This window comes from Streptomyces sp. NPDC005402, from assembly GCF_040606575.1.
Taxonomy (GTDB): domain Bacteria; phylum Actinomycetota; class Actinomycetes; order Streptomycetales; family Streptomycetaceae; genus Streptomyces.
Genome location: NZ_JBEXFB010000002.1, coordinates 424,037 through 448,006, shown reverse-complemented (window position 1 = coordinate 448,006; position 23,970 = coordinate 424,037). Strand labels below are relative to the sequence as shown.

The window sequence follows — 23,970 nt, the reverse complement described above, 5'->3', positions numbered from 1 at the left end:
GGCGAAGGGGGAGGAGTGGTGAATGCCACGCTCAGGGGATGTTTCACGTGGTGAGGTTTACCGGCTTCTTGTAGCAGGTCAGGGCTGTAGGCCGTCTCCGTCGCGGTTCGCGCCGGGAGCGAACGGCGGGTACGCCGAGGATCAACGGCTCGAGCGCCTGGCCGTCATGCAGGTTCGCACCGGACACCGCGACGGCCGGTGGCAGGCCCTGAGTCTCGGACAGCACGTGCGGTGTGCTGCCGCCCTTCTTGCCGCGACCGACCGGATTCGGGCCGGTCGGCGAGCTCCTCTTGCCCCGGCAGCGACGCGGCGTCGACGATCGCGGACGTCCGGCCCAGCTCACCTCTGACGCCCGGCTCATGCAGCGCTGCCCGGTGCAGCCTGCGCCACAGCCGGCGCCTTCGGATCACTCAAGGGTGATAGGTGTTTGGTGAAATGACAAAAGAAATGGTGCGCGATGCGGCATCGTCGATCAGTGCGCCGAAATTGCCGGGTAAAACCACGCAGGTGCCGTCCGAATAAGCGTTGATGGCAACGTAGGACCGCGCCGGGTCCCGGACAATGCGTGGGGCTTTGTGGAAGAGGTGCACAGGTCCGAACTGGCTGGCCCGCACCGGAAGTCGTGTTCATTCGTCACGAACGACGGTGAACACGGCGTCCTTCAGGAATTGTGTGCCGACGTTGCCGCTTGCGGGCAGCGGCGATGTCAACGCGTCGTGATCATGAGCGGGGGGAAATGTACCACGATCTGCAAGTTACTCGGTTGCGAACCCTGGTGGCCGTGGTGGAATGCGGCGGATTCCGGAGGGCTGCCGCCATCCTGCACATCACCCAGTCTGCTGTCAGCCAACAGATCCGTCAGCTGGAGAGCTTCATCCAGGGACCTGTCTTCACGTCCACCGGGCACAACCTACAGCTCAGCGTGCGGGGCGAGGAGCTGCTCGGCTACGCGCGTCGCGTCGTGGCCCTCAACGATGAGGTCGTCGACCGCCTGATGCCGAGGACTAACCAGACCAGAATTTCCATCGGCGTAGTGGACCAACTTGCCGAAGCACTCCCGGAGTTCCTGCGGCTGCTGTCGGCAAGCCTGCCTGGGACCCAAGTAAGCGTGCGAACCGGGCCCAGCCCAGCGCTGTCGAGTCAAGTCACCTCGGGACAGCTTGACTTAGCCCTGTTGTTCCGGTGGCCGACCCCGGAGGCGGTCGCCGGAGAGGAAGAACTCGGTCGTATCCGGATGGCGTGGTTCGGGAGGCCGGTCCACGGCACGGAGGCCGGACTGCCCCTGGCGTTGTTCACCGAGCCCTGCATCCTGCGTGGCCGACTGGTCGATGCCCTTGACGCATCCGGCATTTCCTGGCGCATCTCGTACGAGGGAGCTGAATTCGTCGGGTTGCGCGCAGCGGTCAAAGCCGGGCTGGGGCTGGCGTGCCTCGTCGCCAACGGCGACGATTTGTGGGGGCTGCCGCGGGCCGCGAAGCTCGGGCTCCCCGCCCCGCCGGGCCCCATCGCGATGATGATGGCGCTTCCCGCGGGAGCGACGACGACCTCAGGTGTGCACGCGATCGTGAAGAAGGCCTTCCGCCGAGCGCTGGACGGCTACCCGTTCGCCGAGACCGGCTCCGCGTCCATCAGTGAACCACTGGAGCTCGTCGCACGATGAAGGGACCGTCCGAATTCCCTCGTGAGGACTTCGCGAGCGACAACCACGCGGAGGCGCACCCCGCTGTGCTCGCCGCACTCCAGGCGGCCGCCCATGGTCCGGCTCCCGCCTATGGCGGTGACCGCTGGACGGCTGCGGCCGAGGCGGGCCTTCGCGACCTGGCCGGGCCGGCGGCGGTTCCCCTGCTGGTCTTCAACGCCACGGCCGCCAATGTGCTCGGCCTCTCGGTCCTGCTCGGCCCGGGGGACGCGATCATCTGTGCCGAGCACTCCCATCTCGCCATGGACGAGTGCGGTGCGGTCGAGGCGATGCTGGGCAGGAAGCTCCTGCCGGTCCCGGCACCGGACGGCAAGCTCACCCCGACGGCGATCGAAGCCCTGCTGGAGCGGTGCACGGACGTACGTACGCCGCGTCCGTCCACCGTGGCGCTCACGCAGGCCACCGAGCTGGGCACGTGCTACACCCTGGCGGAGTTGGCGGAACTACGGGAATTCTGCGACCGCAGAGGACTGCGCATCTATATGGACGGGGCACGGCTCGCCAACGCCGTGGCCCATTTGAACTGCGAAGTGGCCGACATCACCCGCTTCGCCGACGCGTTGAGCTTCGGCTTCACCAAGAACGGGGCACTCGGCGTCGACGCGCTGCTCCTCATGACACCCGGCACCGCCGAGCGTGCGCCCTACCTGCGCAGGCAGCAGGGGCAGCTGGCGTCCAAGATGCGGTTTCTCGCCGCCCAGGTCACCGCACTGGTCGACGGAGGGCTCTGGCTGGACAACGCGCGGCACGCGAACGGCATGACCGGCCGCCTCGCGGCGGAGCTGGAGCCGCTGCCGGGGCTGCGTCTGACCCAGCGGGTGCAGTCCAACGCGGTCTTCGTCGAGCTGCCACGCGCCGCGGCGGACTCCTTGCGCGAGCGCTGGGCGTTCCACCTCTCGCCAACCGGGGAGGCCCGTCTCATGACCTCTCACGCCACTGGCCGCGCGGACGTGAGCGACCTTGTCGCGGAGGTCAAGGCTTGCCTGACATAACGAGAGAACACCGGCGGTCGGCTCTTGTTCTCCGTCTCATGGATCTCGAAATGTGACCGTCGATGCTGAGGTTGACCCGCCGTCACCGGTCGCGTGCGCGGGATGGGACAGGCCGACCACGAGGGCTGCCGGCGCACATACTGTGACAACGCGCGTGCGCGACGGCCACCCACTACAGTTCGGAAACCGGCAGCAGCCTGAGGCAGGGGGAGGAACGTGCGGGAGCTCGATCCGTCTGAGGCAAGACTGCTTCGCGCATGGTCGCAGGGCGTGGGGGGCGACCGGCGCGCGAAGTCGGTGCCCGACGTTCTGGAGGGGTGCCTGGCAGTGCAGGCACAGGATTTGAGGGCGGCGGCGCTCGGGATCAGGGCGCGCGGCTCCGGGCTGACCGAGGCGGACGTGCACCTGGCGCTCGGCGCTGCGCGAACCGTGGTGCGAGGCTGGTTCATGCGGGGCACGCTGTACCTTGTCCCGGCCCGTGACGCGGGCTGGCTCCGTGAACTGCTCGCTCCGCAACTGTTGCGCCGCAGCGAACGCCGGTACCGCGAGCTGGGTCTCGGCCCCGCCGAGCTGGCCTTGGGGGAGCGAGTGATCACCGATGCCCTGGCCGACGGCCCCCTGACCCGGGACGAGCTCGCGGCGCGGATGACCGAGGCGGGCCTCCACGCCTCCGGGCAGATCCCGTTCCATCTCGTCCGCCGGTCCGCTCTGCTCGGTACCGCCTGTTTCGGCCCGGTCAGGGAAGACGGCTCCGCCACCTATGTGCTCGCGAAGGACTGGCTGCCCGACGCGGCCGGACTCTCCGGCGTGGACGCGGTCCAAGAGCTGCTGCGCAGATACCTGACGGCGCACGGACCGGCGACGGTGGCCGACTTCGCCACCTGGTCGGGGCTCGGGCTGCCCGCCGTCCGCTCGGCGTGGAAGGAGCTGCTCGATGCCGGTCTGACCGAACCGTGCCGCGTCGACGGGCAGGACGGGTACGTGCTGCCGGCCGGTGCGCCGTCCGGTCCGGAGCCGACGGGCGACGTCCGGTTGCTGCCGGCCTACGACAACTACCTGGTGGGCTTCACCGACCGCCGGTTGTCCGTCCGGCCCGAACACGACCGCAGGGTCTGGCCGGGCGGCGGTCAGATCAGCGCCACCGCGGTGGTGGACGGACTGGTCCGCGGAGTATGGCGCCGTGACCGGACACGCGACGTCGCCCTGGACATGTTCGGCGGGGCTCCGGACGACGCCGGCGCAGACACCCCGGACCCGGCGGCACCCGACGCGCAGGCCTTCGACGCCGAGATCCGCGACATCTCCCGCTTCCTCGCCGCGTAACCCCGGGCTAACCGCCCCCTTCTACGGTCTCGGGAGATATGCCGAGTCCAAGGAGAACAGGTGGCGACTATCCCTTCCCCGGGGTCATCCGCGCGATCACCGGAACGGGCTCGGCTGCTGAGGGCTCTCGCGGAGCGGCGGTCGGCCGGGCCCGGTATCCGGCGTCGGCACCTGGCCGGACCGCTCGTCCCCGCCTCGTACGCACAGGCCGGCCTGTGGATGGCCGCCGAGCTGGAACAGGGCGCGTCGGCGTACACCGTGCCGCTGCCCGTGACGTTGCGAGGCTCCCTCGACACCGGCGCGCTGGGCGCGGCACTGAGCCGCGTGGTCGGGCGGCACGAGGCGCTGCGCACCACGTTCACCGAGCGCGACGGCGAGTTGTACCAGGTCATCGGTGCTGCCGCTCCGGTGCCGCTGCCGGTCCGCGACCTGACCGGCACGACCGCCGCCGAGATCTCCCGCCGGCTCGCCGAGGCGCAGGCGGCCCGGTTCGACCTCGGAGCCGGTCCCCTCCTGCGCGCGGAGCTGCTCCGCCTCGGACCGCGGGAGCACCTGCTTGTGCTCGCCGTGCATCACATCGCCTGCGACGGCTGGTCGGTTCCGCTCCTGCACGCCGAACTGGCGGACACCTACAACTCGGCTCTGCGCGGCGTCCCTTCGGGGCTCCCTCCGCTCCCCGTCCAGTACGCGGACTTCGCGGCCTGGCAACGGGACCGGCTCGACGCGGTGGAGCGGGAGCGACTGACCGGCTACTGGCGTACCCGGCTGGACGGCGCGTGGATGATGCTGCCGACCGACCGCCCCGCCGATCCCGCGCGAGCGGCCGAGGGCGAGCTGTGCCGGTCCACGGTTGTCCGGCCCACCGTGGACCGGCTCGACCAGATCGCCCGGGGCGCGGGAGCGTCCCGGTTCATGACCGTCGCCGCGTTGCTCGGCGTGGTGCTCGCCCGCTACACCGGGCAGCGGGACCTGCTGTTCGGCTCCACCGCGGCCCAGCGTGAGCAGCCCGAACTGCGCCACCTGATCGGGCTGTTCACCAACCTGTTCCCGGTCCGCGCCGACCTCTCGGGAAACCCGACGTTCCGGCAGTTGCTCGCGCGCACCCGCCAGGGGCTGATCACCGACTACGCGGGCAGCGCGCTGCCGTTCGGACTGCTCGTCGACGCCCTGCGGACGGAACGGTCGGGCACCCGGACACCGTTGATCCGGGTACACGTCCAGTTCGAGGAGCGGGACGGCGAGTCCACCGCCTACCAACGGCTGCCGGCGTACGACGGACTGACCGCGGAGGGACTCGTCCCGGAGCTGACGGCCGCCAAGTTCGACCTCAACTTCATGGTGCGCGCCGACCGGGGAGCGCTGGTGCTGGACCTCGTCTACGCGCGGGATCTGTTCGACCCGGCGACCGCCGACCGGCTCGCCGCGTTCTACGCGCGGGTGGCCGAGGCGGTGGCGGAAAGCCCTGATCTGGGCATCGAGGACCTGCTGCTGCCCGAACCGCCGCGCCCCCCGGCACGGGTGAGCACGGCCGTATCGGCCGCCGCTCCGACTTCAACTCCCCTTCCCCGCAATGCTGCCGTCGCTGCTCCGGCCGGTGTTCCCGAGCCGGAGGCCATCGACGAGGCGACACCGGAGGATCCGCCGACGTCGGAGACGCTGGAGCGGGTCCGCCAGGTCTGGCGGGAGGTGTTGGACGCGGAGGACGTCCATGCGCACAGCGACTTCTTCGACCTGGGCGGCAACTCCTTCGCCATGCTCAAAGTACGCAGGCTGCTCGGGGGTGACGTACCTCTCGCCGAACTGTTTCGCCACCGGACCGCCGACGCGCTCGCGGCCTACCTGGCCGAGGGGACGCCGCCGTCGACCGACCAGCTGCTGTGGCCGCTCACGAGCGACGACTCCGAGGCCGACCTCACTGTCATCGCGATCCCCTACGCCGGCGGGGCCGCGATCGCCTACCAGCCGCTCGCGGACGCGTTGCCCCCGCGGTTCCGGCTGTGGGCGGCGGGTCTGCCCGGCCACGAGGGTGACGACCGTGATTTTCTGGAGTTCGGCGCGGCCGTCTCGCGATTGGTCGACGAGATCCAGGAGCGCGTGACCGGCGCGCTGGTGGTGTACGGGCACTGCGCGGGCGCGTCCCTCGCGGTGGCGGTGGCACGCGAGCTGGAGGCGCGAGAAGCCGACCTGCGAGCCGTGCTTGTCGGTGCCAGCCTGACCGACCCGGAAGCCGAGGCGAACCTGGCCCGCGTCAACGACAGTTCGGGCGACGAGTTCTACACCTACATCAAGGCCATCGGCGGCTTCGACGGCGCCCTCGACGAGGCCGATCGCCATCAGGTGCTCGCCGCGGTACGGCACGACATGGCCGGTGCGACGAGGTTCCAGGCCGCGGCGCACAGAACCCCGGAACCACGCCTGCGCGCCCCGCTGTACTGCGTGCTCGGGACCGCCGATCCGGTCACCCCGGATCCGGAGCGCGGCCACCGCGGCTGGTCGGTGTTCGCCGACACCGTGCGGCTCGAACTCGTCGAGGGCGGCGGTCACTACTTCGCCCGGGATCACGCCGCTGAGCTGGCCCGGGTCATCAGCGCGGCGTCCCCCGCCGTAACGGCGTCCCGGCTGCCGGTCGTCTGCCTTCCGCACACCGGCGCCGGGGCGTCGTTCTTCCGGCCCTGGCAGGCCGACGGGGACTTCGAGATCATCGCGCCCGATCTGGCCGGGCACGACAAGCGGTTCGGCGAGCCGCCGCACCGCACGGTGGCCGCGGCGGCCGCCGACCTGCTGCCCCGGGTGCTCGCGGCCCTGGACGGCCGGGACGAGGCCGTGCTGTTCGGCCACTGCCTGGGGGGCACCATCGCCTTCGAGCTGGCGGAGCTGCTCCTGGAGCACGGCGTACGGCTCCGGCACCTGATCATCAGCGGCACGCCCGGTCCCACCGTGCCCCGGCCCCGGCGGACCACCGGGCTGCCGGACCGGGAGTTCCTGACACGGCTGGAGGAGCTGGCCGGTTACCGTCACCCGGCGCTGGCCGACCCGGAGATGGCCGCACTGCTGCTTCCCGTGCTCCGCGCCGACCAGGAGATGTATGAGGACTACCGACGGACCTCGCTCACCCCTCTCGACGTGCCGGTCACCGTGCTCCGTGGCGAGGCCGACACCTTGGTGAGCACCGCCGACGCGGCACGCTGGCAGGAGGCGACGACCCTCCCGCTGCGTTCCCTCGAAACCGCCGGCGGCCACATGTACCTGGCGGACGACTCAGGCCCGGTGCTGGAGCTGATCGAATGGCTGGCCGACGGCGTCGGGGAACGGATCGACGCGCTGCTCACCGCGACGAGCCCGAGCCCCGACTGGGGGCTCCCGGAGCTCGCCGAACCGGCCTCCCGGAGCACGCACGAACTGGGTGCCCTTCCGCGCCACTGTGTGCTCGCGGCGGCCTCGGTCGTCCTGGGCAGGTATCACGGCTCGGCCGTCACCGTTCTGGCGGTGCGGGAGAGCGCGGAGGCCGAGCGCCCGGCTCTGGTGGCCTTCCCGACCGACGAGGCGACCCCGGTCGCCGATCTGCTCGCCGTCGCGGAGGACGCGCTGAAGGGAACATGGCCGCGCCGGGGTCCCCTCCTCGCGAGGTTGCTCGGCGAGGGCACTCCGGTCGTCGAGATCCGGTTCCACGAGTCGGCGGAGACCGAGTTCCCGCTCACACTGACAGTGGGCGACAGCCTCACCGCGGCCGTCCGTGGCGATCGGATCGGCCAGGGAGCCGCGGAGCGGTTCGCGAGCGCCGTCGCTCACGTCGCCGGACAACTGGCTGCCGGGGACGGCCGCCTGGAACGGATCGAGCTGCTGGACGAGGCCGGCAGATCACGCGTCCGGCGGCTGGGCACCGGGCTCGTACCGCCCACCGAGCACAGGAGGATCGACGAGCTCGTCGCCGCCCGCGCCGCCGAGACACCGGACGCCACCGCGATCACCGACCGGAACAGCAGCCTGAGGTACGACAACCTGGACAAGGCCGCGAACCGGGTCGCCCGGGCGCTGCGCGAGCTCGGCGTCGAGGACGGCGACCGAGTCGGCGTCTGCATGGCCCGGGGCTGGGAACTGGTGGTGGTACTGCTCGGCGTGCTGCGCGCCGGAGCGGCGTACCTGCCCATGGAGCCGGATCACCCGACGGAGCGGCTGGCCCGCATCGTCGCGGCCGCCGGCCCCCGGCTCGTGGTGACCGCGTCGGCCGGCTTCCCACCCGGCGCGTGCCGGACCGTGTCGCCCGCGTCGCTCGGCGCCCTCGCCGCACGTCGGCCTTCGACACCGCCGGCCCGCAGCGGTGACGTGGGCGCCGCGGCCTATGTCATCTGCACCTCGGGCTCGACCGGCGCGCCGAAGCCGGTCGCCGTCGCCCACCGCAGCGTCACCGCGCTGATCGCCGGAACCGGCACCGAGTTCGCCTTCGCCGCCTCCGACGTCTGGGCGCTCTTCCACTCGGTCGCGTTCGACATGTCCGTGTGGGAGATCTGGGGCGCGCTGACCACGGGAGGCCGGCTCGTCGTGGTGCCGCAGCCGGTGACCCGCGCCCCGGACGAACTGCACCGGCTGCTCGCCGAGGAGGGGGTGACGGTCCTGAACCAGACGCCCACCGCCTTCGGCATGCTGATCGATGCCGACCAGGACGCGTCGCGCCGGCTGGCGCTCCGCCTGGTCACCTTCGGCGGGGAGCCGCTCGACACCCGGATGCTGCTGCCCTGGTTCCGGCGGTACGCGCCGGAACGGTGCCGACTGGTCAACCTCTACGGCATCACCGAGACCACGGTGCACAGCACCTGGACGACGGTGACGCCGCGGAGCGCCGAGACGGCGTCCCGCTCGGTGGGGGTGCCGCTGCCGGGGGAGTCCCTGTCGGTCCGCGACCGGGCCGGCCGGCTCCTTCCGCTGGGCGTGCCCGGGGAGATCCACGTGGGCGGAGCGGGGGTGGCCCTCGGCTATCTCGGCCTGGACGACCTGACCGCCGAACGGTTCGTCACGGATCCGGACGGCACCCGGGTGTACCGGAGCGGGGACCGGGGCCGGATGCTGCCCGACGGGACGATCGAGTGCCTCGGCCGGCTGGACGATCAGGTCAAGCTCCGCGGCTACCGCATCGAGCTCGGGGAGGTGCGGGCCGCGCTGCTCGCCGCGGACGGCGTCGCCTCCGCGGCGGTGGTGGTCGGCGGTACGCCGGTCGCACCACGTCTCGACGCCTATGTGACGCCCGCCGGGGTGGACCCGCTGGCGACACGTCAGCGGGTGCGCGCGCTGCTGCCCCCGTACATGGTCCCGGCCACGATCACCGTACTCGACGCGTTCCCGCTGACGGTGAACGGCAAGCTCGACCGGGCACGGCTGCCGCGGCCCGGCTCCGATCCGGCGTCCGGCGTCCGGGAAGCGTCCAGCGACCCGGCGGCGCCCGGCGTCCCGGAAGCGTCCGAGGACCTGCTGACCGAAATCTGGGAGCAGCTCACCGGGCTGCGTGTCCGCGGCGACGACAACCTCTTCGACAGGGGCGCCGATTCGGTGACCATCAGCAGGTTCGTCGCGGAGCTGCGCGCCCGGGGCCTCGCGCGGGCAGCTGTCCGTGACGTCTACGAACTGGCGACACTGCGGGCACTGACCGCTCATCTGCGAAACCGGCCTGCGTAACCGGCTCATAACTGATCGTTCGTACCGTACCGCGCGTTCCACGACCCCTGACCGCGCACGACGAACCAGGAGCACAGATGGCTGGCGACACCGAGGCCGTACCAGCGCCGAATCCTCTTCGCTGGAAGGCTCTGATCGGGCTGGCTCTCGTCCAGTTCATCATCTTCCTGGACGCGACGAACGTGAACGTGGCGCTGCCGTCGATCCAGCGCGACCTGGACTTGAGCCAGTCCCAGCTGACCTGGGTGGTCAACGCCTACCTCATCGCCGCGGGCGGTCTACTGCTGCTCGGCGGCCGGCTCGGCGACCTCGTGGGACGCCGCCGCGTGTTCACCGCCGGCGCGGCGCTGCTGGCCGTGTCCTCGCTCACGGCCGCCCTGTCCACCTCGTCGGCCATGCTCATCGGGAGCCGGTTCGCGCAGGGCATCGGTGAGGCCCTCGCGGCTCCCACCGCCCTGTCCATGGTGGCGCTGCTCTTCACCGACGAGCGGGAGAGGACCAAGGCGCTGGGCATCTGGGGAGGGCTGGCAGGCCTCGGCGCCGCCTCGGGTGTACTGCTGTCCGGGATCCTCACCGACCTGGCGAGCTGGCACTGGATCTTCTACATCGGGGTCCCGCCGTGCGTGATCTCGCTGGTGATGACCCTCAAGCTGGTGCCGGAGACCAAGGAGACGGCGACGGCCGGCGGGCGGACGACCTGGTTCGGCGCCGTACTGCTCACCGGCGGCATGATCGCCGTCGTGCACGGCCTGCTCAACGGCATCACCCACCCCTGGAGCTCGGCCTCGGTGCTCGTTTCCCTGGTCGGTGGCATCGTCGCTCTCGGCGTGTTCACCCTCCTGCAACTGCGCAGCGCGAATCCGCTCATTCCGCTGGGGTTCTTCACCAGCCGTACCCGGCTGACCGGGTACGCGGGGCAGGTGTTCATGGCGGTCTCCACCTCGGTGATGTTCTTCCTCGTGGTGCTGTTCATGCAGCAGACCTCGCACTACTCGCCGCTGGAGAGCGGCCTGGCCTGGCTGCCGTACACCGTTCTGTTCGCTCCCGGGCTGGTGCTCTCCACCCGGCTGATGCCGGTGCTCGGATCGCGTCTGCTGCTCTCGGTGGGGCTCTTCATCATCGGGGTCGGGATCTTCCTCTTCAGCCTGCTCGGTGGGGACAGCGGCTTCGTCACCGGCCTGCTGCCGGGGATGGCGCTCGCCGCGTTCGGTTCCGGCCTCGCGGCCCCCGCACTCCAGCTCTCCGCGCTCGACGACGTCTCCCCGCAGAACGCGGGCCTCGGTTCCGGTGTGCTGACGTCGCTTCAGCAGATCAGCCAGTCGCTGGGCCTCTCGGTGATCATGACCATCGGGCTGAGTCACGCACACGCGCTGCGCGTCTCGGGCACCGGCGCCGCGAAGGCGGCGGAGGAGGGCCGGTCCCTCTCCTTCGTGATCGCCGGTGCGGTGCTCGTGGTGGGCGCGGTCGTCTGCTACCTGATCACCCACCGCACGATCAAGCCCGCGGCCGCCGACGAGGCGACCGTGCCGCTTGCCGCCTAGGGCCCGTCTTCCGGATCAGGCCGGCACCGGCCGGGAGCGCCTTCCGAACGGCCCGGGCGGGGCCCGGCGCGCCCGGTCACGCGCCTTTCCCCTCCCCGGCCGGAGGCCGGGGAACCCGACGAGAGGAGTCCCCCATGCGACACGCGCTCCAACGGCTCGCCGGGATGACGGCCGAGGAACGTGCCGCGTTCCTCGGCCGCGCGGGGGCGGCCGCCGAGCCCGCCGCACGATCGGCCGAGTCCGCCGGACCCGCCGGGCCGGCCCCCGAGCCGACCGCCGCACCCGCCGGGCCGGGCCAGGCCCACCAGCTCTTTCTCGACCGGCTCTGGACGGGTGACGGTGCCCCGTACGTGGTGCCCTTCGCCCTCCGGCTGACCGGTCCCCTGTCGGTTCCCGCGCTGCGGCTGGCCCTGGCGGACGTCACCGAGCGGCACCCGGTGCTCTCCTGCCGTTTCCGGTTCGAGGACGGAACCGCGATGGCCGTCCCCGGGCCGCCGCCCGAGCTGTCCGTCGTGCCCCTGCCGGTGCCGGACGCGACGGAGGCCGAGCGGGAGCGGGCGGCGTTCGCCTACGCCGAGGAGCGCGCCCGCCTCCGCTTCGACCTGGAGCAGGGCCCAGTGGTCCGCAGCGAGCTGATTCCGCTCGCGCCGCAGGACCACCTGCTGCTGTGGATCGTGCACCACATCGCCGCCGACGGCTGGTCGGTCGGAGTTCTCATCGAGGAGCTGAGCGTGGCCTACCGGGCCAGGCTGGCCGGTACCGCTCCCGAACTCCCGCCGCTGAAGACGCGTTTCGCGGACTTCGCCGCCTGGCAGCAGCGCCGCCTCGACGAGGCCGACGACCGCATCGAGGCCTACCGGGCCAGGCTGACCGGAGCCGGGGCGGCGGTCGTCCCCACGGACCGCGCCCGACCCGCGGTACAGACCTTCAACGGGCGCAGCGTTCCGTTCCAGCTGCCCGGGGCCGTCGCCACGGACCTGCGTGAGCTGGCCAGGGAGCGCGGGGTCACGCTGTTCCCGGTCATGCTCGCGGCCCTGCACGTGCTCGTCGCCCGGTACAGCGGGCTGGACGACGCGGTGACCGGGGTCGTGGTGTCCGGGCGCGTTCGGCCGGGCACCGAGGCGCTGATCGGCCCGTTCGCCAACACGTTGCCGATGCGGATCGACTCCGCCGACGGACCGCGGTTCCGCGAACTCGTCGACCGGGTCCAGGACTCTCTCGTGGCCCTCCTGGCCGACCAGGACCTGCCGTTCGGGTCGCTCGTCCAACGGCTCGGCGGCGCGCGGGACACCACCCGGAATCCGCTCTACCAGGTGCTGTTCAGCATGGGCAGCCTGCCGCTCGGGGACGCGGAGGTGGCCGTCACCCCCGAACTGAGCCTGCGCCCGGTGGCGTTCTGCAACAACACCGCGCGGCTGGACCTCGAACTGACCGTGGAGCAGTCGGGCGAGGGCCTCGGCGGACGGCTCGACTACAACTGCGACCTCTACGAGGCCGCGACGGCCGAGCGGCTGCTCGAACGGTACGTCACCCTGCTGGCCGGCATCGCGGCCGAGCCCGACCTGCCGATCGGCCGGTACCCGCTGGAGCCCGAGGCCGTGCGCCTGGCGGCGTTGCGGGCGGCCGCCGTACCGGGCAGGCCGGCACACGAGACGACGTTCGGCGAGATGTTCGCCCGTCAGGTCGCGCTACGGCCCGACGCGCCCGCCGTGCGCTGTGACGGCGCCGTCCTCAGCTTCGCCGAGCTGGACGCGGCGTCGGACGCCGTCGCCGCGGCGGTCCGGGAGCGTGTCCCGGGCACGGAGCCCGTGGTGGCCATCGGCACGGGCCGTTCGATCGAGTTGCTGCCGGCCGTACTCGGCGTCTGGAAGGCCGGCGGCGTGTACCTGCCGCTGGAGCTGGAGTATCCGGCGGCGCGGCTCGCCCGCGTGCTGACCGACAGCGGTGCACGGCTGCTGCTGACCGCGGGGGCCGCACTGCCGCACTTCCCGTCACCGCCTCCGTCGCTGGACGTCCGCGCACTGCCGCACCGTGCGTTCACCCGGGACCCGGGGGCCGAGGACCCGGACCGGCTGGCTTACGTCATGTACACCTCTGGTTCGACGGGGCGTCCGAAGGGCGTCGCGGTCACCCACCGCAGCCTGGGGAACTTCCTCGCCTCGATGGCCGAGCTCGACGTCATGCGCGCGGACGACGTGACCCTCGCGCTGGCCAGCCTGCCGTTCGACGGCTCGGTGATCGAGCTGTTCCTGCCCCTGGCCGTCGGTGCGGCGGTGACCGTGTGCCGACGTGATGACGCGCGGGACGCGCACCGGCTGGCGGCCCTGCTGCGGGGCGTGACCGTGCAGCACGGCACGCCGTCCACCTGGCGGATGCTGCTCGACGCCGGGGCCGACCTGTCCGGGCTGCGCTCCGTGCTGTCCGGGGGAGAGGCGCTGCCCGCCGAACTCGCCCGCGAGCTGCGCGCCGCCGTCGGTCCGGTGTGGAACCTGTACGGCCCGGCGGAGACCACGGTCTACTCGCTGGTCCGGCGATGGGACGGCGCCGCCCCGCTGATCGGCCCGCCCATCGCCGGCACGACCGCGCACGTCCTCGACGAGGACCTGCGACCGGTGCCCTCCGGTGTGCTGGGCGAACTGTTCCTCGGGGGCGCCGGACTGGCCCGCGGATATCTCGATGAGCCGGAGCTGACCGCCGAGCGCTTCGTGCGGCATCCGGTGACCGGCGAGCGCTTGTACCGCACCGGCGACCTCTTCCGACGTCACGCCGACGGATCGCTCAGCTGCCACGGGCGCGTGGACCACCAGCTCAAGATCCGCGGACACCGGATCGAGCCGGACGAGGTCGCCGAGGCGCTGGAGCGTGACGACCGGGTGCGTGAGGCGGTGGCTCTCGGCCGGGAGTTCGGCGACGGCGACCTGCGGCTGGTGGCGTTCGTGCGGCTCGCCGGCGACGCGCGGACCGGTGAGGCGGAACTCAAGGACGCGGTGCGTGCCTGGCTGCCCGCGTACATGGTGCCGGCCCGGATCGTCGCCCTGCCGGAGTTCCCCCACAACGCCAGCGGCAAGGTGGACCGGCGCGCGCTGGCGGAGCGGGACCTCGCGGACTCCGTTCTCGCCGAGGACGAGAAGGCCGGTGATCCGCCGGCCACTCCGACGCAGGAGTGGCTGGCGCAGCTCTGGGCCGAACTGCTGGAGCGCGAACGGGTCGGTGTGCACGAGGACTTCTTCGGCGCCGGCGGTCACTCCCTGCTCGCGGTCACGATGCTGCACCGGGTGACGACCGGCCGGGGGGTCGCCGTCGGCCTCGCCGCCTTCCTGGCCACACCGACCGTCGAAGCGCTGGCCGCGCTGGTCGACGAGGGGAACGTCACCGACGAACTCGAACGCCAGGTCGACGCGATGAGCGACGACGAAGTGGCTGCGCTGCTGGACGAACTCGACAAGACCGAACCGACCCAGGAGGAACACACCGCCATGGCGATCTCTTCCGAAGACGATGCCTACCAGCGGTTCCTGCTCGTCGCCCACGGGCACACGCTGTTCAACGCCGTCGTGGCGGGCCTGGAGCTGGACGTGTTCGGGCATCTGTCCGCGCACCCGGGGGCCACCCTCGACGAACTCGCGGAGCAGGCCGGCGTCGCCCCGCACAAGATGCGCGTCCTGCTCGCCTCGCTGTGCGCGATCGACCTCCTGGTCAGGACGGAGGGGCGGTACAGCAACGCGCCGCTCGCGGAGCGGCTCCTCGCACCGAGGGGCCCGGAGAGCTGGCGCAACATCTTCCTCTCCCGCCACCGCACCGACTACGCCGGTATGGCCCACACGACGCAGGCGCTGCGCTCGGGCACCAACGACGGGCTGAAAGTGCACGCGGGGGAGGGCGGTTCGGTCTACGAACGGCTCGGCGCCGACCCGGAGACCGAGGCGATCCTGCACCAGTCGATCGCCGCCTTCGCCCACCAGGAGATGCACGGCCTGCTGCACACCGCGGACTTCGAGGGCACCGGGCACCTGCTCGACGTCGGTGGGGGCAGCGGCGCCAAGGCGGCCGCCATAGCCGGGCACTTCCCGGGGATCAAGGTCACGGTGTTCGATCTGCCGTCGGTGACGCGGCTCGCCGCGCGCGAACTGCCGCCCGGGGTGGACGGCCGGGTGCGCTTCCAGTCCGGAGACATGTTCATCGACCCGTTCCCGGCCGGCGTGGACGCCATCCTGTTCAGCAGCGTGCTCGATGTCTTCGACGCCGAGCGGGTGGAGACGCTGCTCGCCAAGGCCTACGACGCGCTCGGTCCCGGCGGCCGGGTGCTGATCTACTCGTGCAACACGGCGCCGGACGAGGCGGGTGGCGTCATCGCCACCTCGCTCTCCCTGTTCCTGAACGTGATCGCCACGGGCGAGGGGATGGCGTACCCGGTCGCCGACTACGAGCGGATGCTGCGGAAGGCCGGTTTCGACCAGGTCGGTGCTGTCGGGGGACTGCCCATGGAGCACGCCATGATCAAGGCTGTCAAACACTGAACTCCCACGCCGGGAATCATGGTTCGCCGGTGCGGGCCGCGCAGGAGGCGAGCCGGTCGGACAGCTCCGCGAGGGCCTCGCGGAGCTCCGCCGGCTCCTGGACGGTGAGGGGGCAGCCGAGCCCCGCCAGATAGCCGGCCATGGTGTCGAACCGCTCGGCGCGCGTCTCCAGCAGTACTCCCCCGGAGGTCTGGACGAGGGTCGCCGCGGCCGGCGGCACACGGCGCGTGACCTGGTCCAGGGTGGTGTGCAGGAGCACCCGGACCCGGTGCCGGCCGGCGACTTCGCCGAGGGCCTCGGTGAGCTGCGCGGCCGGGTCGTAGCCGGGAGGCGGCGGGTCGGCACGCGGATCCTCGGCGGGCTCCAGGGAGCGGACGCGGTCGACACGGAACACGCGGATCGCGGCGCGGAGCGAGTCCAGCCCGGTCACGTACCAGCGGCCGCCGTGCAGGACCAGGCCGTACGGGTCCAGGTCACGCGCCGATGTCTCGCCGTGCCACGACTGGTAGGTGATGCGGACCCGGCGGCGATCGCGTGCCGCGGTGGCCAGACCCAGAGCGATGCGGGAGTCGGGCGCGGTGGCCTGCCCGTCGGGGCGGGTACGGGCGAACGTGTCGCGCAGCGCGGTGACCTGGTCCGCGACGGACTCGGGCAGCACCCGGTTGATCTTGGCGAGGGCGCTCTCGGTGGCGCCGCCGGGCAGGCCGTGCGGGGAGCCCGCCAGCAGCCCGAGGACGACCGCGGCCGCCTCCCCGTCGGTGAGCGCGAGCGGCGGCAGCCGGAAGGCGGGTGACAGCCAGTAGCCGCCGTAGCGTCCACGCTCGGCGGTGACCGGGATGCCGAGATCGGCGAGGTGGGCGGCGTAGCGGCGGACGGTTCGCTCGCCCACACCGAGCCGCTGCGCGAGGTCGGCGCCACTGATCCCGGGCCGGTCCTGCAGCAGCTCCAGCATCGCCAGGACGCGCGCCGTGGGTCGCTCCTTCGGCACAACCCCTCTTCTCCCGACGGGTATCCGGACCGATTTCGTCCTGATACGAGTCTACCGTCGGAGGGTCGGAGCATGTGGCGAAGCAAGGAGAGCATGGATGTCGACGTACGTGCTGGTTCCCGGGTTCTTCTTCGGTCCCTGGGTCTGGGAGGAAGCCGGAAGGCTGCTGAGCGACGCCGGGCACGAGGTGCGGACGGTATCGCTGACGGGCCAGGGCGAGCGCGCGGGCGAGGCGACGCCCGACGTGGGCATCACCACCCACATCGCCGACATCACCGACGCGATCGGCGACCTGGACGACGTGGTGCTCGTCCTGCACAGCGGCGCGACGATCGCGGGCACCGCAGCCGCCGACCGGGTACCCGAGCGGCTGCGGCACATCGTCTACGTGGACACCGCCCCGTTCCCGGACGGTATGGCGCAGATCGAGTTCCTCCCGCCGGAGGCGCAGGCGGAACAGCGGCGGCAGATCGAGGCGGAGGGACAGGGATGGCTGCTGCCGACCCGGCCCTTCGACGGGGACGACCAGCAGCGTGACCCGGTCTCCCTGGCCGGTCTCTCGGAGCGGGACCTGGCGCTGATGCGCGGGCGTGCCTCGGCGCAGCCCGCCGCGATGCTGCTGGAGCCCGCGCGCAGGCCCGCCGAGATCCCGGACACCCCCCGCACCCTGATCGCCTCCACCTTCACGACCGAGCAGGTCGAGGCCATGGTCGCGGCCGGACTCCCGGCCTTCTCGATGCTGGCCGGTCCGGGCTGGACCATGGCCGACCTGCCCACCGGGCACTGGCCGATGCTGTCACGGCCCAAGGAGCTGGCGGAGTTGCTGTCCGGGATCTGACGACCGCTCGGCCCGGCGCGGCGCTGTTCAGCCCGCCGTCGAGCTGAGCGTGAGGCCGGCCGGGTCCTCGTCGGTGGGCGGAAGCTGGATCGCCTTGGTCTCGCTGAAGGCGGCCAGGCCCCAGGTGCCGAGCTCGCGGCCGTTACCCGAGCTCTTGTACCCGCCGAAGGGCGCGCGCATGTTGAACGGGGCGCCGTTGACGTCCACCCGGCCCGTGCGCAGCCGCCCGGCCACCGCGGTGGCATGCACCACGTCGGCCGACCACACGGCGCCCGACAAGCCGTAGCCGGTGTCGTTGGCGATCCGGACGGCGTCGTCCTCGTCCCGGTAGGGCAGCACCACGACGACCGGGCCGAAGACCTCCTCGACGACCGCCCGCGCCCCCGTCGGCAGGCCGGCGAGGACGGCGGGGGTCAGCCAGCCACCGCCGGCCGCCCCCGACGGGGTGTCGCCGCCGGTGACCAGGGTGGCGCCGCCGGCGACCGCCTCGTCCAGGATGCCGCGCACCCGCGAGGCCGCCTGAGGGTGGATCAGCGGTCCGATCTGGGTGGCCAGGTCCCAGGGGTCGCCGACCCGCAGGGCCCCGGCCGTGTCGGCCGCGAGCGCCACGGCCTCGTCGTACCGGTCGGCCGGGACCAGGAGGCGGCTCCAGGCGAAGCAGACCTGACCGGTGTTGAAGTTCGCCTGCTCGACGGTCGCGGCCACCGCGGCGGGAAGGTCGGCGTCGGGCAGCACGAGCGAGGCGCTCTTGCCGCCCAGTTCGAGGTTGACCCGGGCAGCTCGCGGCGCGGCCAGCTCGCTGACCCGGCGTCCGGAGCGGATCGAGCCGGTCAGGGACACGACGGCGACCTGGGGGTGGGCGGCCAGCGCCTCGCCGGCCTGCGGGCCCGTCCCGCAGACAAGGTTGAACACCCCGGGCGGCAGGTCGGTCTCCGCGAGCAGCTCGGTCAGCAGGTAGGCGCTCAGCGGCGCCAGTTCGCTGGGCTTGAGCACCACGGTGCAGCCGGCCGCCAGCGCGGCGGGGACCTTCTGCAGGTTCAGCGCCACCGGGGCGTTCCACGGGGTGATGCACCCGGCGGGTCCGGCGGCCTCGGAGCGCACCAGGGAGTTGCCGATCCGCTGCTCCCAGACATGCTCCCGGGCGGCCTCGGTGGAGGAGCGGAGAGCCTCCAGGCCGAAGGGGACCTGCGCGTGCCGGGCCAGGGTCACCGGCATCCCGGTCTCCGCGGTCAGCACGCCGGCCACGGTGTCGGCGTGCTTCTCGAGCAGCCCGGCGAGCCGGTCGAGGTACCGCAGGCGTTCCTCCAGGGGCGTGTCGGACCAGGCGGGGAACGCCCGGGCGGCGGACGCGACGGCGGCGTCCACATCCTCCCTCCCGCCCGCGGGGACCTCCGCGAGGGTGAGACCGGTCGCCGGATCCACGACCGGGACGACCTCGTCGGACCGCGCGGCACGCCAGTCGCCGTCGATCCACTGGACCGAGCGTGAACGACGGGCCACCGCGGGAATCCTTGCGCTCGTACTCTCCATGCGCGCAGCATCGGCCCCGTCGGTTATCACCCGGTGACGTAACCCCCGGGTAACTGCGGTTCCTAGAGTCGGGCCTTGTTGTCCGCCGCCATGTTCGAGGAGTCGCGATGACGATCAGTGTCCCGGGGGACAGCACGCTCCTCGCACCGGACGGCGCTGCCGCGAACGGGGGCGAGGCGGCCGTGCTGCCACCACTGGTGCCGGAACCGGACGACGCCGGCGAGCCGTTCCCGCTGACTCCCACCCAGCAGGCGCTGTGGGTGGGCCGCGCGGATGCCGTCGACCTGGGCGACATCGGGTGCTACGGGTACTTCGAGTGGGAGCGGCCCGAGCTGGACCTGGCCCGGTACCGCCGTACCTGGGAGCGTTTGGTCGCCCACCACCCCGGACTGCGCACCGTGGTTCGCCCGGACGGCACCCAGCACGTGCTGGAGCGCCCCGGACCGGTGCCGATCACGGTCGAGGACCTGCGCGAGGACCCGGACGCGGTACGGCGGCTGGAGGAGAGCCGGGCCGAGCGCGGTCACCGCGCCCTCGACCCCGGGACCTGGCCGATGTTCGACCTGCGGGTGGTGCTGCTGTCCGGCCGGGTCCGGGTGCAGCTCGGCATCGACCTCCAGCTCATGGACGCGAGCAGCCTGTTCCTCAACCTCTTCTCCGACCTGGTCACGCTCTACGACGATCCGGACGCGGCGCTGGCATCCCAGAAGCTCGCCTTCCGGGACTTCGCCCGGTGGCTGGAGGAGGACGTACGCGGCGGAGCGCGCTGGCGGGCCGACTGGGCGTACTGGCAGGAGCGCCTCGACGGCCTTCCGCCCGCGCCCGACCTGCCCGCGGCGCGGCACGGCGCGCAGGGGCCGGGGAAGTTCGAACGGTGTACGGTCCGCTATCCCGCCGAGGAGTTCGCGCTGCTGCGCGAGCGTGCCCTCGCCCACGGCCTCACCGAGACGGAACTGCTCGTCGGCGCGTTCGCCGAGGTGCTCCGCGGGTGGAGCTCCGATCCCGCCTTCACCCTCAACGTGCCGGTCTTCCAGCGGTTCGATGTCCCCGGTATCGAGGACGTGATCGGCGACTACACCAACCCGATCCTGCTCGAAGCGCGGCCCGAGGGACGGACCGTGGCCGAACGGATCGTCGCCCTGGCCGCGCGGCTGCGCGCCGACACCCGGCACGCGAGCGTGAACGGCGTGGAGGTGCTGCGCGAGCTGGCCCGGCGCCGCGGTCTCGCCGCCGCGGCCATGCCGGTCGTGGTGACCAGCCTCCTCGGACTGCCGTCCGCCGCCCGGTCCATCACCGAGTTCGGTACCGAGGTGCACTCGATCACGCAGACCCCGCAGGTGTCGCTGGACTTCCAGATCCGGCCGGAGGACGGGGAGCTGCGGCTGGTGTGGGACCACCGGTCCGGCGCCTTCGCGCCCGGCGTCGTCGAGGGCGCGTTCGAGGCGTTCCTGGACCTGGTGGGGCGGATGCTCGCGGACGAGCCGGGCCACGGCGTCTGGGACGCCCCGTTCGCCGACATGCGGAGCAGGCGTGACCGGGCGGTCTGGAACGAGACCAACGACACCGCCGAACCGGTGCCCGCCGTCCTTCTCCAGGAGCGGTTCTTCGCCCAGGCGCGGAGCACCCCCGACGCGGAGGCGGTCGTGGCGTCCGGTCTGCGGCTGACCTACGACGAGCTGGCCCGTCACGCGTACCGCATCGGGAACACGCTGCGCGAGCGGGGCGTCCGGCCCGGGGACCTGGTCGGCGTGGTGATGGAGAAGGGCTGGGAGCAGTACGCCGCGGTGTACGGCATCCTGGCCGCCGGCGGTGCCTACCTGCCGATCGACGCGGCGTCACCGCGGGGACGTGTCGCCCGGCTGCTGGAGGCGGCCGGTGCCGGCATCGTCCTCACCCAGTCCCGCCTGAGGGACGAGCTCGACCTGCCGGCCGGGACGACCGTGCTGCGGGCCGACACCGACTTCGAGACCGCCTCCACCGCTCCGCTCACCCCCGTCCAGGGGCCCGACGACCCGGCCTACGTCATCTACACCTCGGGATCCACGGGGGAACCCAAGGGCGTCGTGGTGGCGCACCGCGGGGTCGCGAACCTCGTACGGGACGTACGGCGACGGTTCGCGGTCACCCCGGCGGACCGGCTCCTCGCGCTCTCCGGCCTGCACTTCGACGCGTCGATCTACGACGTGTTCGGCCCGCTGGCCTGCGGGGCCACCGTCGTCGTCCCGCCGCCGTTCCGGCGCGCCGAACCGGACGTCTGGGCGGAACTCGTGCGGGACGAGCGGGTGACGTTCTGGAACTCGGTACCGGTGCTGCTGGAACTGCTGGTCGGCGAGGCCGAGTCGCGCGACGACCGGCCGCTGGCAACCCTCCGGCTCGCGGTGGTGTCGGGGGACTGGATTCCGCTCGACCTGCCTGGCCGGGCCCGCGCCCAGGCGCCGGGGCTGCGCGTCGTCGGATCGGGCGGCCCCACCGAAACCATCTGCTGGTCGCTCTTCCACCCGATCGACGCGGTGGACCCGCGGTGGACGAGCATCCCCTACGGAAAGCCGATCGCCAACCAGCGGTACTACATAGTGGACCGGGACCTGCGGCCGCGCCCGACGTGGGCACGCGGCGAGATGGCCGTGGCGAGCCCCCTGGGCCTGGCCCTCGGCTACCTGAACGACCCCGAGCGCACCGCGGCCAAGTTCGTCACGTTGCCGGGGACCGGTGAACGCGCTTATCTGACCGGTGACTTCGGACGCCTGCTGCCGGACGGCGGGATCGAGATCCTGGGCCGGGAGGACTTCCAGGTCAAGGTCGCCGGGCAACGGATCGAACTCGGCGAGATCGAGGCGCTGCTGCACCGCGCCGACGGGGTGCGGGCCGCGGTCGTGACGGCGCCGCGCAGCAGCGCCGACGTGGTCCGGCTGCAGGCCTTCGTCGTGCCGGAGACGGGCGCACGCCTGAGCGTGGACGCGCTCCGCGAGCACCTGTCCGCGGAACTGCCCGCCGCCATGGTGCCCGCCGCGATCAGGCTGCTGCCCGAACTGCCGCTCACGGCCAACGGAAAGGTGGACCGCCTGGCGCTCGCGCGGCTCGCGGCCACCCCGGAAGAGGCGGCCGAGCCCGAGGCACGGACGGACGACGCGCCGCGAACGGACGTCGGGTTGCTGGCGGAGCTGGTCGCCGCCTGCGTGGCCGAGCTGCTCGGGCTCGACGAGGTCCCCACGACCGGCAACTTCTTCCGGCTGGGCGGCGATTCGCTCAGCGGCACCCGACTGGCCTCCCGCCTGCAGGACCTGCTCGGCACCCCGGTGCCGATCCGCACCGTGTTCGCCAATCCGGGTCTCGGCGACCTCGCGTCGGCGATCGCCGGCGATCCGGCCGCCGGCCCGCAGGCCATCCGGGTCGCCCGGCTGCTGCACACCCTGGAGGAGCCGGACGAGGAGCCGGACGCAGAACCGGCCGGGGAGCCGGACGCGGGGAGCCGGACATGAATCCGCGCGAGGAGCCGGCCACGCAACCGGTCCCGCCTCCGCTCGCCGAGCCGGACACCCGACCGGCCACCGGCACCGGGCGGCCTCCGAGCGCGCTCGCCGAGGACGACCCGGCGCTCGCGGACCTGCTCGCCCGCGAGGACGTCCGGCAGCACGACACCCTGGTGCTGGTCGCCTCCTCCAGCGTGGCGCCGCCCTCGGTCCTGGCCTGCGCGGGCTCATCGCTGGCCAACCTGACCATGGAGGGGTATCCGGGCCGTCGCTACCACGCGGGAGCGGAGATCGCCGACGAGGTCGAGCGCCTCGCCCTCGACCGGGCCCGGGCGCTCTTCCGGGCCCGGGCCGCGAACGTCCAGCCGCACTCGGGATCCTCCGCGAACCTCGCCGTCCTCACAGGGCTGCTGGAGCCCGGCGACACCCTTCTCGGCCTCGGCCTGGACTGCGGTGGCCACTTGTCGCACGGCTCGGCCGCCTCGGTCACCGGACGTTACTTCCGCTCCGTCCACTACCGCACGGGCGCCGATGACCTGCTGGACTACGAACAGATCGCCGGACTGGCCGACGAGCACCGGCCGAAGGTCATCATCGCCGGCGCCAGCGCCTACCCCCGGCAGATCGACTTCGCCCGGTTCCGGGAGATCGCCGACACGGTGGGCGCGTACCTGATCGCGGACATCTCGCACATCGCGGGCCTGGTGGCCGCCGGACTGCACCCGAGCCCGGTCGACCACGCGCATCTGACCACCACGAGCACCTACAAGCAGCTCTACGGGCCGCGGGGTGGCCTGATCCTGCTCGGCAGGGACGCGGACGGGCCCGGACCGGACGGCCGGCTGCCGCTGCGCAAGCTGGCCGACCGCGCGGTGTTCCCGCTCGTCCAGGGCACGCCGGACCTCGGCAACGTGGCGGCCAAGGCGAGGGCCCTGCACGCGGCCGCCCGGCCCGCCTTCCGCGCGCTGATGGCGCGGGTACTGGACACCGCCACGGCCATCGCGGAGCAGCTCGATCGGCGCGGCCTGTGCGTGATCACGGGGGGCACCGACACCCATATGGTCCTCGCCGACCTCCGGCCCGAGCACGTCAGCGGCGCGGACGCCGAGGAGGCCCTGGAGGCCTGCGGAATCCTGGTCAACCGGAACCGGGTGCCCGGCGACGACACGCCGCCCCGGGTCACCGGCGGGATCAGGATCGGCACCAACACGCTGGCCGCACGCGGCGTCTCGCCCGAGACGGCCGCCCAGTGCGCCGAGCTCGTCGCGGACGTGGTCGAGGAACTGCGCACCGCCGGGGCCGTGCACCCGAGCACGACCGCCAAGATCCAGGCCGAGGTCCGCCGCATCTGCGCCGAGCACCCCGTCCCGGGGTACGCGAAACCCCGTATCCCCTGACAGGACGG

At 72.5% G+C, this 23,970-nt stretch carries 12 protein-coding genes; 9 read left to right on the top strand and 3 right to left on the bottom strand.

The genetic code is table 11. The features are described 5' to 3' along the window. Window positions 1–410: 410 nt before the first annotated feature. A complete protein-coding gene (locus tag ABZT02_RS05005; protein ID WP_356014283.1) occupies window positions 411–614 on the bottom strand; it encodes a hypothetical protein in 204 nt (67 codons plus the stop codon). A gap of 122 nt (window positions 615–736) precedes the next feature. Here ABZT02_RS05005 and ABZT02_RS05000 point away from each other — a divergent pair, with 122 nt between their 5' ends. From ABZT02_RS05000 to ABZT02_RS04975, 6 genes are all read left to right on the top strand, one after another. After that, window positions 737–1,660, top strand: coding sequence for a LysR substrate-binding domain-containing protein (locus ABZT02_RS05000; RefSeq protein WP_356014281.1), 924 nt, complete (start codon window positions 737–739; stop codon window positions 1,658–1,660). After that, window positions 1,657–2,691 carry an aminotransferase class I/II-fold pyridoxal phosphate-dependent enzyme gene (locus ABZT02_RS04995; protein ID WP_356014279.1) on the top strand — a complete coding sequence of 345 codons (1,035 nt, stop codon included), beginning with the start codon at window positions 1,657–1,659 and terminating at the stop codon, window positions 2,689–2,691. Before ABZT02_RS05000 ends, ABZT02_RS04995 begins: the two co-directional genes overlap by 4 nt. A gap of 216 nt (window positions 2,692–2,907) precedes the next feature. Next, window positions 2,908–4,014 carry a winged helix DNA-binding domain-containing protein gene (locus ABZT02_RS04990; protein WP_356014277.1) on the top strand — a complete coding sequence of 369 codons (1,107 nt, stop codon included), beginning with the start codon at window positions 2,908–2,910 and terminating at the stop codon, window positions 4,012–4,014. Window positions 4,015–4,074: 60 nt separating this feature from the next. Then, window positions 4,075–9,681 carry an amino acid adenylation domain-containing protein gene (locus ABZT02_RS04985; RefSeq protein WP_356014275.1) on the top strand — a complete coding sequence of 1,869 codons (5,607 nt, stop codon included), beginning with the start codon at window positions 4,075–4,077 and terminating at the stop codon, window positions 9,679–9,681. 77 nt (window positions 9,682–9,758) lie between these two features. After that, window positions 9,759–11,222 (top strand): MFS transporter, encoded by a 1,464-nt coding sequence (locus ABZT02_RS04980; protein WP_356014273.1) that lies wholly within the window; start codon window positions 9,759–9,761, stop codon window positions 11,220–11,222. Window positions 11,223–11,356: 134 nt separating this feature from the next. Then, entirely contained in the window at window positions 11,357–15,739 is a 4,383-nt protein-coding gene (locus ABZT02_RS04975; RefSeq protein ID WP_356014271.1) for an amino acid adenylation domain-containing protein, read from the top strand. Window positions 15,740–15,755: 16 nt separating this feature from the next. Here ABZT02_RS04975 and ABZT02_RS04970 read toward each other — a convergent pair whose 3' ends face one another. Then, window positions 15,756–16,727, bottom strand: a complete 972-nt coding sequence (locus tag ABZT02_RS04970) for a YafY family protein (protein ID WP_356014269.1) — start codon at window positions 16,725–16,727, stop codon at window positions 15,756–15,758. 97 nt (window positions 16,728–16,824) lie between these two features. On the opposite strand from ABZT02_RS04970, the gene ABZT02_RS04965 reads away from it, so the two are divergent. Continuing rightward, window positions 16,825–17,565, top strand: coding sequence for an alpha/beta hydrolase (locus ABZT02_RS04965; protein ID WP_356014267.1), 741 nt, complete (start codon window positions 16,825–16,827; stop codon window positions 17,563–17,565). Window positions 17,566–17,592: 27 nt separating this feature from the next. On the opposite strand, the gene ABZT02_RS04960 is transcribed toward ABZT02_RS04965, so the two are convergent. Continuing rightward, window positions 17,593–19,065, bottom strand: coding sequence for an aldehyde dehydrogenase family protein (locus ABZT02_RS04960; RefSeq protein WP_356014265.1), 1,473 nt, complete (start codon window positions 19,063–19,065; stop codon window positions 17,593–17,595). Window positions 19,066–19,202: 137 nt separating this feature from the next. Between ABZT02_RS04960 and ABZT02_RS04955 the strand changes: the two genes are divergently transcribed. Both ABZT02_RS04955 and ABZT02_RS04950 read left to right on the top strand, forming a co-directional pair. Then, window positions 19,203–22,574, top strand: a complete 3,372-nt coding sequence (locus ABZT02_RS04955; protein WP_356014263.1) for an amino acid adenylation domain-containing protein — start codon at window positions 19,203–19,205, stop codon at window positions 22,572–22,574. Beyond that, window positions 22,571–23,962: a serine hydroxymethyltransferase gene (locus tag ABZT02_RS04950; protein WP_356014261.1), complete on the top strand. Its 1,392-nt coding sequence runs from the start codon at window positions 22,571–22,573 to the stop codon at window positions 23,960–23,962. The genes ABZT02_RS04955 and ABZT02_RS04950 overlap by 4 nt, the downstream gene beginning before the upstream one ends. The last annotated feature ends 8 nt before the right edge of the window (window positions 23,963–23,970 follow it).